The organism is Corallococcus sp. AB049A, assembly GCF_003668885.1.
In the GTDB taxonomy this organism is placed as follows: domain Bacteria; phylum Myxococcota; class Myxococcia; order Myxococcales; family Myxococcaceae; genus Corallococcus; species Corallococcus interemptor.
Genome location: NZ_RAWL01000298.1, coordinates 1 through 10,819, shown reverse-complemented (window position 1 = coordinate 10,819; position 10,819 = coordinate 1). Strand labels below are relative to the sequence as shown.

The window sequence follows — 10,819 nt, the reverse complement described above, 5'->3', positions numbered from 1 at the left end:
GTCGGGGAGGGGCGTGCGGGAAGGGCCATGGGCTCGCGGGCGAAAACGCCTGGAGGGGCACGGTCCTTCCGGGCCGTGTCCCTCCAGGTGGGGGCGCTCCTAGCGTAGCCGTGTGCCAGCCGTGTGGCGTTGGTGAAGATGGGGCGTCAGGGCGGGGAGGCGCCGGGTTCCTCCAGGGCGGCGTCGGCGCGGATGCGGCGGGAGCGCTCCACCAGCTCGCGCCAGTTGGCCTCGTACTGATCCCGGGCCGTCTTCCACACGTGGCCGCGCGCGTGGCGCAGGTTCTCCAGCAGCGCGCCGGCGTTCTTCAGGCCGCGGGTGATGAAGTCGAGCTCCTCGCGGGTGAGCAGCGAGTCCTCGGCGCGGGTGCGCTGGCGGGAGGCGACCCAGCGGTCCATCTGCGCGCCGAGCGCGTTCAGCTCGGCTTCACGCTGGCGGCGGTAGCCTTCGCGGAGCGCTTCGAAGTGGGTGCCGGCGCGGTCCAGGTGTTCATGGAAGCGGCGGCGGGCGGTGTCCGCGCCGTTCTTGAGCCGCTCCCAGTCACGCGCGTCCGCGCGGCGCAGCGCCTGGAGCTCGCGGTCGACGTCGTCGTTGAAAGCGCGGGCGCCGGTGAGGACGTCGAGGGTGTCCTCGCTGTCGGCCAGGTCCGCCTGGGCTTCGATTTCGCGGAAGCGAGCGGTCGCCTCACGCTGCTCGGCCTCCATCTTCTGGATGTATGCGTCCCGTTCCGTCATGCAGTCCTCCCAGGGATTGGATGGGAGAAGCATGGGAACGCGTCAGGGGCGGTGCAGGGCGGAGGGGAACGGGAGGCGGAGCGCTCAGTCGAGGAAGCGGCGCTGCCAGCGGCGCTCCTCGGGAGTGGAGGACTGATACAGCCAGGGCTCGAGCACACGCGCGAGCTCCCGATAGGCGGGCAACATCTGTCCCTGTTCCGTGTCGCCGGCTTCTGGATGAGGGCCCAGCGTGACGACGGCCCGGTCCTGTCCGAGCGCCTGCACGGTGGTGTCCGGTGAATGGAGCCGGGAGCGCAGGGCCTCGATGCCACCCAATTCACCGAGGACGGGCGGGCCCAGGAAGTTCATCCAGGCCGGGCCACGGACGCGGGTCCCCAGGGTATTGGAGAGCTGGTCCAGCATGGATACGTCCAATCCCGGATGACGGAATCGATGCTTGTCGACTTCATCGCGGACGCCCAGGACGTCCAGCTGACATTGAAGTGAGGGGCCCACCTGCCCGAAGGAGAAGGGCAGGTCCGAGGCCAACGCCAATGCCAGCGCACGCACCCTGTCCGGACCGTGCTCCTCCAGGAACTCGGTGGGCAGCCAGAAGCCCACGGAGCTGATCAGGTTGCCAAGGTCCTTGCCGAAGTACTCGAAGCGATAGCGCAGCTCACCTGGAGCCGCATCGCGCAGGACGACGTTGGAGAAGCCTTCCCCATGGAGTTCCTGGTGCGCCGCACGCCACCCATCCTCATCCAACGCGACCCATTCGCCCTCTTCATTGGCGTACCCACCCAATGCGCTCGCTCCCACCGCCTGGCGATAGACGCCCAGCGCGCGTTCGATGAGCGGCTCCAAGACCGAATGGGGCTGGGGCATATGGAAGTGGATGCGCAGCCCATCGCGGATGAGCAGCGCACCGTTCTGGGCACGCACACGGATGCGGGGGATGGGATGCATCACGGGGCGACTCCGATCCGGGGGACGATGCGGATGGGGACTTCAGAAAGCTTGAGGGCCTCCATGTAGAGCTGGTGCTGGTACTCACCCGCGTAGACGTGTCCCCGAGGGTACCTCCGCCAGGGCGGATCCGTTTCGCTGCTCAGGCACGGAAACTTGAAGTCATAGACAGCCTGCGCCTGCAGTGGATGTCCCTCATGGATGACCACGTCGGGGACCAGAGTGCCTTTGAGCTCGGCCCCGCGCCCCTGGCGAAGCAGCGCGTTGACCTCTTCCTGTGGAACGTACGTTGTTTTCGGAGCCTTGCGGTCAAACCGGTACGTGGGCTCCAGGCTGAACCTTCCCGGAATCAAGGTGCCGAGCCGCTGCCGGGCGCACTCCAGCGCGACCTGGTGCATGGCAGTGCCCCATTTCATGGCACGTGTGACGGGCTCCCCACGCGCATTGCGTTCCACCACCTCGTTGCATTCCTCCTTCGTGGGGCTTTGTCCCCCATGCTCGCGGAGCAGCACCTGCGACCGTGCCTGCTCCGCGCACTCCTTCAGCACGAACTCCGCCGCGCGCCGGGTGTCCGCGTCCAACATCGCCCCGGCCCCGGCGGCCACCACCGCCACCTCCGCCGCGCGAATCCCCGGGAGCACCGACTCCGGCCCGATGCACAGCGCCGGCTGGGTCCGGCAGCTGTTCGATGGCGTGTCGAAGCCGCGTTGCTCGTACGTGCCCTGCCTTGGCCCGGCGCAGCCGCCCAGCCCCACCGCCAGCACCACGCCCAGCCAATCCGTCCAGCGTCGCAGTGCCATGTCCCCCAGCCTACCAGTCCACGCTCGGCAGGTAGGCGGCATGACGTTGGTGTATCGCGGCCTGCATGCGCTGCTTCAGCGCGAGGTCGCCATCATCTGGATGTATGCGTCCCGTTCCGTCATGGCTTCCTCCCAGGGATTGGATGGAGGAAGCATGGGAACGCGTCAGGGGCGGTGCAGGGCGGAGGGGAACGGGAGGCGGAGCGCTCAGTCGAGGAAGCGGCGCTGCCAGCGGCGCGTGCTGTAGAAGAAGTCGGAGTCGGCTGGATCCGACGTCTGGTACAACAAGGGCTCGAGCACGCGCGCGAGTTCTCGATAGGCCGGCAACAGCTGTCCTTGCTCGGTGTCGCCGGCCTCTGGATACGGGCCCAATGTGACGACGGCCCGGTCCTGCCCGAGCACCTGCACGGTGGTCTCCGGCGAATGCAGCCGGGAGCGCAGGGCCTCGATGCCACCCAATTCACTGAGGACAGGCGCGCCCAGGAAGTTCATCCACGCCGGTGCGCGCACACGCGTGCCCAGCTCCCGGGCCACATCGTCCAGGTCGAGCACGTCCAGCGCGGGGTAGCGGTGGCTCAATGTCTTGACCTGGTCACGGACCGTGGATGCTTGGGGAATGCCGTTGAACGAAAGGCCTCCATGGCCCGAGCTGAAGGGAACAAGGCCTGCCAGTTCCAATGCCAGCTCACGTACGCGGCTGGGCCCCTGCTCCTCCATGTATTCCGTGGGGAGTCCGATACGCAGGGCGCTGACCGCGTTGGGGCCGAAATAGGCATCTGGGTGGCCCAATGCCTTTCCAATGTACTCGAACTCATACTGATGCAGGGTGTCGGAGGCATCCGGACCAGCCGCATCCACCATGTGGACCCTGGCGCCGGATTCACCCTGGAGATCCTGCTGGATGAACTCCCACCCCTGAGTGTCGAGTGATTGCCATTGGCCATCCAGGTCTACGTAGAACCCCAGGGCCTCTCTTCCGACGGCTCCTAGATACACGTCGAGTGCCCGCTGGATTCCGGCCTTCAGGTGCTCATGTGGGTACGGCATGTAGAGACAGATTTGGAGCCCGTCACGCACGACGAGATGGTCATCCGCAAGGCGAAGGCGAACGGTCGGGATGATGGATTTCATTCGAAGATTCCCAGCCTTGGGATGACGCGCAGGACCCGCGATGCGTTCAGTTGGAGCGCTTCCATGTAGAGCTCCTTCTGTGAAGGCGAACCCCGTGGCGCACCTTCAGGCTCTCGCCATGGCGGGAGCCTGTCGATGTTGGTGCAGGGAAACTTGAAGTCGTAGACCCCAAGCGCCTGCGTCGGATGGCCGGTGTGGATGACGACATCCGGCGTAAGCGTACCCTTGAGTTCATGCCGGAAACGGGGCTGCTTGAGCAGCTGGACCTCTTCCTTGCTGAGCAGTGTGCTGATGCCTGTACGACGGTCGAACCGGTAGGTCGGCTCAATGCTGAAGCGGCCTGGCATCATCGAGTCAAGCTTCTGCTCGACGCATCCCAACGCCACGGCATGCATCTGGTCCCCCAGCCAGATGGCACGACTGACGGACTCACCCTGTGCGTTGCGGACTTGCTCCTTGCACTGCTCGGGTGTGGGGGCCTTGCCCTCGTGATGGCGAAGCAGCACCTGCGACCGTGCCTGCTCCGCGCACTCCTTCAGCACGAGCTCCACCGACCGCTTCGCGTCCTCGTCCAGCATCGCCCGGGCACCCCCGGCCACCACCGCCACCTCCGCCGCGCGAATCCCCGGGAGCACCGACTCCGGCCCCACGCACAGCGCCGGCTGGGTCCGGCAGCTGTTCGATGGCGTGTCGAACCCCCGCTGCTCATACGTGCCCTGCCTTGGCCCCGCGCAGCCACCCAGCTCCACGCCCAGCACCACCCACAGTCCATGCGTCCAGCGTCGCAGCCTCATGTCCCCATCCTGCCAGTCCACGCCTGGCAGGTAGGCGCCCTGGCGTGAGACAGCGACACCGCGCCTTTCCATCACACCTGTGCGAACCCGGCCCTTCGTGGAGGGCCCATCGACGCATGAGACGTGAATCGATACCCTGCGACCCGTGACCGTCGCCGCCGCAGAGAAGAGTGAGAGGATCCGTCACCGCAAGATTGGCGCCTGCCGCGTGCTCGGCGAGCTGGGCCGCGGCGGCATGGCGCTCGTGTATCGCGGCCTGCATGAGCTGCTTCAGCGCGAGGTCGCCATCAAGGAGCTGCTCCCGGAAGGCCAGCGCGACCAGGAGGCCCTGTCCCGCTTCCGCCGTGAGGCCCTGGCGCTCGCCGCCTTCCGCCACCAGAACATCGTCACCCTCTATGACCTGGTGGAGAAGAACGACAGCCTCTTCATGGTCATGGAGTACGTGGACGGCCCCACCCTCCACGGCCTCATCAAGGACGGCCCGCTGCCTCCGGACGTCGCCGCCGTCATCGGCGCGCGCATCGCCAGCGCGCTCGACCACGCCCACTTCCGCCGCATCATCCACCGCGACCTGAAGCCCGCGAACGTCATGCTCACCAAGTCCGGTGAGGTGAAGCTCATGGACTTCGGCATCGCCAAGGACGTCAGCCTCGAAGCCCTCACCCAGCAGGGCATGGCCGTGGGCACGCCGTCGTACATGTCCCCGGAGCAGGTCACCGGCGCGCCCATCGACGCGCGCACGGACATCTTCTCCCTGGGCGTGCTGCTCTACGAGGCCCTCTCCGGCACCCGCCCCTTCGTGGGCAAGTCCGCGGGAGAGGTCTTCGCGCGCATCCGCGACGGCAAGTTCACGCCGCTCCAGAAGGTGGCCCCGCACGTGCCGCCACCGCTCGCGCGCATCGTGAAGCGCGCGCTGTCGGTGAAGCCGGAGGCCCGCTTCCCGGACGCCGCGGCCATGCGCCGCGAGCTGGACCTGTTCCTCGCCCACGAGGTGCGCGTGTCCCACCCCGCGCTGCTCGTGGCCTTCCTGCGCTACCGCGAGAAGCTCACGGAGACGGAGGCCCTGGCCCACCTCACCCAGCAGGAGCTGGGCGTGCTGGACGTCTTCGCCACGAAGAAGCCCACGCGCGCTCCGAACAAGCTCAAGTGGGTGCTGGCCGCGCTCACCGCCGGCATCGCGGCGGCGGGCACCGGCCTCTACCTGTCCCATTCCCAGTGGGCGCCGCTCCTGGAGCAGCTCACCCGCTGAGAGGCGTGGCTCAGGCCTGCTTCTTCTTGTCGTGCGTGACGGTGACGATGGTCCCGATGCCGCCGCGCACGAAGAAGTCACCCACCACCGTGAGCTTGCGCGGCTGGATGGCCTTGATGATGTCGTCCGCGATGGTGTTGGTCACCTTCTCGTGGAAGGCGCCCTCGTTGCGGTAGGACCACATGTAGAGCTTCAGGCTCTTGAGCTCCACGCACAGCTGATCCGGCACGTACTTGATGGTGAAGCGCGCGAAGTCCGGCTGGCCCGTCAGCGGGCACAGGCAGGTGAACTCCGGCACGTCGAAGGCGATCTCGTAGTCGCGATCGGCGGCGGGGTTGGGGAAGGTCTGGATTTCCTTGGACGGCTTTGAGGACATGGGCTGTCGTCTAGCACACGTTCGGTGGGTGTCACCGCCCTCCACAAAGTCGCCTCCCTGGCTGCCCGGCGCCGGTTCTGTCCGGGTCCCAACGTGCCAGGGCCCTCCGGGACAGGAGAACGCCCGGGGGTGGTTGGCGATCATGCCCGGGGATTCCTATCTCCCTCCGGCGACCCCTGCATCGCCCCCCATCCATGCTGCCACCGAACGACGTCGAGGATGTCCTCTCGTGCCTGCCCCAAGCGCTCCTGCGCGTGGGGCCTGACCTGCGCGTCCAATGGTGCGAGGAGGGCTTCGCGGCCAAGACGGGCGTGACGCTCGCCCCGGGCAGCACCCTCCTGGAGGCCCTGGAGCCGGGCCGCAACCTGGATGCCCTGCAGCGCGCCATCCGCGAGCAGCGCGCGCACTCGGGCCACGCCATCACCCGCGCGCTCCGGCAGGTGCGTGTGCAGGTGAAGCCCACCCACACGAACGGCGCGGCCGGGGCGTGGCTGGTGGTGGAGCCGTCCGGCGTGGACGACGAGGGCGCGTTTTCACAGGCCGTGCGGGAGATTGCCCGCGCGGTGGGTGAGTCGCTGGAGGTGGACCGCGTCTGCTCGGCCGCGGTGGTGTCGCTGGTGCGGTGCGCGCAGGTGCGGCGCGCGGAGGTGTTCCTCTACGCGGAGGACGACGCGACGCTCAAGCGCATGGCGGTGTCGGACCTGGAGGGTCTGGACGCGCCCCAGGACGTGTTCGACCCGTCGGAGGACCCCTACCGGCAGGCCCTGGCCCTGCGCCAGCCGCAGCTGGGCATCCAGCGCGGCTACGGCGACGCGGTGGGCTCCGTGTTCGCGGCGGTGCCGCTGTGCGCGCCGCGCCGCACGGTGGGCCTGCTGCTCATCTACAAGGAACAGGGCGCGTCCTTCTCCGTGCGCGAACTGGAGATGTGGAGCGCGGCGGCCAGCCAGCTGGCGGTGGCGGTGGAGAACGCGCGCCTGCTTCGCGAGGCCCAGTCGGCCCTGCGCGTGCGCGAGGAGTTCATGTCCATCGCGTCGCACGAGCTGAAGACGCCGCTCACGCCGCTGAAGCTGGGCCTGTACTCCATGGAGCGCCGCATCGCCGCGGGGCAGCCGGTGTCGCTCGCGAGCGTGCTCAAGTCCAAGCGGCAGGTGGACCGGCTCGCGGGGCTGGTGGAGGACCTGCTGGACGCAAGCCGCCTGGAGCTGGGGCGGCTGGCGCTGGACTCGTCGCCACTGGAGGTGGGGCAGCTGGTGGCGGAGGTGGTGGACCACTTCCGTCATGCCTTCGAGCGCCCCTTCACGGTGGACGTGCCGCACGACGGCGTCTGGGTGCTGGGGGACAGGGACCGGCTGGAGCAGGTGCTGGTGAACCTGCTGGAGAACGCGCACAAGTACAGCCCGGCGGGGGCGCCCATCGCGGTGAGGGTGGGGCGCACGGCGGAGTCGGCGCGCATCCAGGTGCAGGACCACGGCATCGGGATTCCGGGGGCGGACCAGGCCCTGGTGTTCCAGCGCTTCTACCGGGCGCGCAACGTGTCGCACCGCAACTTCGGCGGGCTGGGGCTGGGGCTGTTCATCAGCCACTCCATCGTGAAGATGCACGGCGGCGCGCTGGCGCTGCGAAGCCGCGAGGGCGAGGGCTCCACGTTCCTGCTGGACCTGCCGCGAATGCCCGCGCACGAGGTGCGCAGGCTGCCCCGGCGCGTGCTGGTGCTGGACGAGGACGTGCACCAGGAGGCCGCGGCGGAGCGCACCCTGCGGGCCGAGGGCTTCGAGGTGTTCACGGTGCAGAGCGGCGCGGAGGCACTGCGCAAGGCGACGCACCTGCCGGTGGACCTCATCGTCCTGTCCACGAGCGCCAACCAGTCCGCGGTGGGCACCTTCCTGGAGACCTTCGCCACGCTGCCGCGAGCGAGGCCGGTGCCCATCCTGCTGGCGGGAGATGAAAGACCCTGGTGGGCGCAGGACAGCGCCGCGCTGTGCGCCCGGCCCTACCGTCCGGACGAACTGCTCGCGGGCGTGCGCACGGTGCTCACGCGCGAGAAGCGCCGGACGCTGACGCCGGTGGAGTCGGAGCTCCCGCTCGTCACGCCCGCGTGAGGACGCGGTAGTCCGTGGGACTCACTCCCGCCTGTCGCAGGGCCTCGCGCACACGGGCGTCCACGAAGGTGGTCCGCTCCACTTCACGCTGCGCGGCGTAGCGCGTGGTGACGAGTTCGGGCAGGTGGCCCGGGTGACACATCCACTCCGTGATGCCCTCGGATGGCAGCGCCTCCAGGGCCTGGGCGAAGCGCTCCTGCGTCCAGTACGCCGTCTCGCCGGACTCGCCCACGAAGTGGTCGTTCGTGGCCACGCCCCGGGCCCTCAGCGCCGAGCGCATGTCCGCGTTGATGGAGCGCACCGGAAGGCCCGCGCGCCTCGCCACGCGTGACAGTCCCTCCAGGACCTGGGGATGCCGGTGCAGGTGCTTGTGCACATCCACGTGCGTGGCGGCCTGGCCCAGCAGCCGCTCCAGCCGCTCCAGCTGCGCGAGCGCCTCCGCCTCCACCACGTCCGCGGGCAGCGCGCCCACCCGGGCCCCGTCGAGGCCTCCGTCCCCGGTGCGCCACTCGCGCGGAAAGCCGGGGGCCACGGGGGCTCCCCGGTCCAGGTTCAGGTGCAACCCGATGGCGAGTCCCCGGGCCTGCCTCGCGGCGGCCTCGGCGTCCGGCGCGTTCACCATCAGGGTCGCGGAGGAGACGACGCCCTCGCGCAGCGCCTGGAGGATTCCCCGGGTGATGCCCGGGTCGTAGCCCAGGTCATCGGCGTTGATGATGAGGGCTCGGGGCGGCGTGGCTCGGGCCTCCTTCAGGGGCGGGGACGCGCCTGGAAGAAGCGCCACATCTGCAGGGACGCGTCCAGGTCCGTCGTGCCGCCATTGTAGAGGGGCTGGCCGGGCCACGCATGCTTGCCGCCGGTGACGGTGCACAGGCTCGCGGTGGCGCTCTCCGGCTGACAGCCCGTATACGCCACGCAGGTGCTGTTGCCCTGCTGATACGTCTGCTGCTGCGGGCCCTGGCAGCCGTTGAGCTCCGCGAAGCGGCGCACGGAGTCCGGCGCGGACGGGTAGGGCTTGCCGCCAATCACGTTGCTGCCGCCGTCGTAGAAGATGGTCTCGTCACCGGTGCCGTGGAAGTGGAGCACCGGGACGGGCCGCGACGGGCGGCAGTCCGTCACGCCCTCCATGCCCGACACGGGCGCGATGGCGGCGATGCGCTGGGCGCGCTCGCAGGCCAGCCGGTAGGAGAAGAAGCCCCCGTTGGAGAAGCCGTTGGCGAAGACGCGGCGCGGGTCCGTGCACACGCGCGTGTCCAGGTCCGCGAGCAGCGCGTCCACGAAGCCCACGTCGTCCACGTTCCCAATCTGCGCGGGGCCACAGCACGCCTCCGCGTTCCAGCCGCGCGTGTCCGCTTCACCCCTGCCGTAGACCTCCGCGAAGTTGAGGCCGCGCGGGTAGACGGCGATGAAGCCCTCCGCGTCCGCCAGCCGGGAGAAGCCGGTCAGCAGCTCCTGCTCCTCTTCATTGGAGCCGAAGCCGTGGAAGCTGAGGACGACGGGCGTGGGCTTCGTGGCGTCGTAGCCGGTGGGGACGTGGACGCGGAAGGCGCGGGTGCGGCCGCCGTGCTCGACCGTCCAGTCGTAGGTGCCGGGCGTCACGGTCAGGCCCGTGCAGGCGGAGCGGTCCGCGGGGGCCACGTCCCCGGACACCGGCAGCTGCGGTCCGGAGCCGGGCGGGGCGTCGGTGTCGTCCTCGGCGGAGCTGGAGCCGCACGCGGTGGCGGTCAGCAGCAGGCTGGACGCGGCGAGGGCAAGGAAGCGAAAGCGCATGGCGGAAGCTAGTTCCCCGTGCCGCACTCCGCCGCGAGCGCCAGCGCCCGGTCCGGGAACCTTTCCGCCAGCGTACGTTTCACCTCTTCCACCCGGGCGGCGTCGCCTTCGTGGACGTGCAGTTGGCAACGCGCGGTGAGGGCGCGGGGATCGTCCGGAGCCAGACGTTCGGCCTCCCGGTACTCGCGCTCGGCGCCGCGCAGGTCGCCCTGCCGGAAGAGGACGGCGCCCAGGTAGGAGTGGGCCACCGCGAGCGAGGGGGCCTTGCGCAGCGCGCGCTTGAGCAGGCTGACCGCGTCGTCCAGCTTCTCCTGGCGGAAGCGCACGAAGCCCAGCTCCGCCAGGGACTCGGCGTCGTCGTGCTGGCGCGTCCAGGCGGACAGCACGGTGGCGGCCTCGTCCAGCCGGCCCCCCTGGGACAGGAGCTGTCCGTAGCGGGGCGCGACCCTGGCGGAACCCGGCGCCTGCGCGTACGCCTTCGCCAGCGCCGTCAACGCGCCCGGCACGTCGCCCTGGCGGGCCCGCAGGTCGGCCAGGGCCAGCGGGGCGCGCACGTCCTTGGGGGCCAGCGCCGTGGCCTCGTCGATGGCGCGTTCCGCGCGCTTGCCCATGCGCAGCTCGGTGGCGGCGCGCGCGGCCAGCAGGTGCGCCTCCGCCTCCTTGGGGAAGCGCGAGGTGTAGACCTCCGCCAGCGCCAGCGCCTGCGGGTGGGCGCCCGCGTCCATGAGCAGCGTGCCCGCGCGAGCCAGCTCCGCCGCCGTCGCGCGCACGTCGTTGCCCAGCCCTTCCAGCGCGGACACCTTGGCCTCCACGGTGGTGGCGGCCTCGGCGGCGGCGATGCGCGCGGGAGGCGGCAGGTCCGGGCGCCGCAGGTACCACGTGGCCCCCGCGCCCAGCCCGCCCAGCACGAGCACGCCCGCGACG

Annotated in this window: 11 protein-coding genes; 2 read left to right on the top strand and 9 right to left on the bottom strand. The window is 69.8% G+C overall.

Annotated elements, in window-relative coordinates; all coding sequences use genetic code 11:
• Positions 1 to 146: 146 nt before the first annotated feature.
• The 5 genes from D7X55_RS27080 to D7X55_RS27060 all read right to left on the bottom strand — a co-directional run bounded on the left by D7X55_RS27080 (position 147) and on the right by D7X55_RS27060 (position 4,404).
• Positions 147 to 734 (bottom strand): hypothetical protein, encoded by a 588-nt coding sequence (locus D7X55_RS27080; protein WP_120548736.1) that lies wholly within the window; start codon positions 732 to 734, stop codon positions 147 to 149.
• 84 nt (positions 735 to 818) lie between these two features.
• Positions 819 to 1,679 (bottom strand): type VI immunity family protein, encoded by an 861-nt coding sequence (locus tag D7X55_RS27075; protein WP_120548737.1) that lies wholly within the window; start codon positions 1,677 to 1,679, stop codon positions 819 to 821.
• The gene (locus D7X55_RS27070) at positions 1,679 to 2,479 is read right to left on the bottom strand and encodes a hypothetical protein (protein ID WP_147442753.1); all 801 of its coding nucleotides are present in this window, start codon (positions 2,477 to 2,479) and stop codon (positions 1,679 to 1,681) included. The genes D7X55_RS27075 and D7X55_RS27070 overlap by 1 nt, the downstream gene beginning before the upstream one ends.
• Before the next feature lie 207 nt (positions 2,480 to 2,686).
• A complete protein-coding gene (locus D7X55_RS27065) occupies positions 2,687 to 3,610 on the bottom strand; it encodes a DUF3396 domain-containing protein (protein WP_121724572.1) in 924 nt (307 codons plus the stop codon).
• On the bottom strand, positions 3,607 to 4,404 hold the full coding sequence (locus tag D7X55_RS27060) for a hypothetical protein (RefSeq protein WP_147470223.1): 798 nt from the start codon (positions 4,402 to 4,404) through the stop codon (positions 3,607 to 3,609). The genes D7X55_RS27065 and D7X55_RS27060 overlap by 4 nt, the downstream gene beginning before the upstream one ends.
• A gap of 235 nt (positions 4,405 to 4,639) precedes the next feature.
• Between D7X55_RS27060 and D7X55_RS27055 the strand changes: the two genes are divergently transcribed.
• Positions 4,640 to 5,653, top strand: coding sequence for a serine/threonine-protein kinase (locus D7X55_RS27055; protein ID WP_233610094.1), 1,014 nt, complete (start codon positions 4,640 to 4,642; stop codon positions 5,651 to 5,653).
• A gap of 10 nt (positions 5,654 to 5,663) precedes the next feature.
• Here D7X55_RS27055 and queF read toward each other — a convergent pair whose 3' ends face one another.
• The gene (gene queF, locus D7X55_RS27050) at positions 5,664 to 6,029 is read right to left on the bottom strand and encodes a preQ(1) synthase (RefSeq protein ID WP_120550871.1); all 366 of its coding nucleotides are present in this window, start codon (positions 6,027 to 6,029) and stop codon (positions 5,664 to 5,666) included.
• Between the two features lie 194 nt (positions 6,030 to 6,223).
• Here queF and D7X55_RS27045 point away from each other — a divergent pair, with 194 nt between their 5' ends.
• Positions 6,224 to 8,128 (top strand): ATP-binding protein, encoded by a 1,905-nt coding sequence (locus D7X55_RS27045; RefSeq protein WP_121724570.1) that lies wholly within the window; start codon positions 6,224 to 6,226, stop codon positions 8,126 to 8,128.
• Here the strand turns inward: D7X55_RS27045 and D7X55_RS27040 are convergent.
• The 3 genes from D7X55_RS27040 to D7X55_RS27030 all read right to left on the bottom strand — a co-directional run.
• Positions 8,115 to 8,909 (bottom strand): carbohydrate deacetylase, encoded by a 795-nt coding sequence (locus tag D7X55_RS27040; protein WP_233610093.1) that lies wholly within the window; start codon positions 8,907 to 8,909, stop codon positions 8,115 to 8,117. The two genes, D7X55_RS27045 and D7X55_RS27040, sit on opposite strands and share 14 nt — an antisense overlap.
• Positions 8,876 to 9,895, bottom strand: coding sequence for a PHB depolymerase family esterase (locus D7X55_RS27035; RefSeq protein WP_120550873.1), 1,020 nt, complete (start codon positions 9,893 to 9,895; stop codon positions 8,876 to 8,878). The genes D7X55_RS27040 and D7X55_RS27035 overlap by 34 nt, the downstream gene beginning before the upstream one ends.
• An 8-nt stretch (positions 9,896 to 9,903) precedes the next feature.
• Positions 9,904 to 10,819: tetratricopeptide repeat protein (locus D7X55_RS27030; RefSeq protein WP_121724569.1), on the bottom strand; the 916-nt coding region annotated here is incomplete at its 5' end.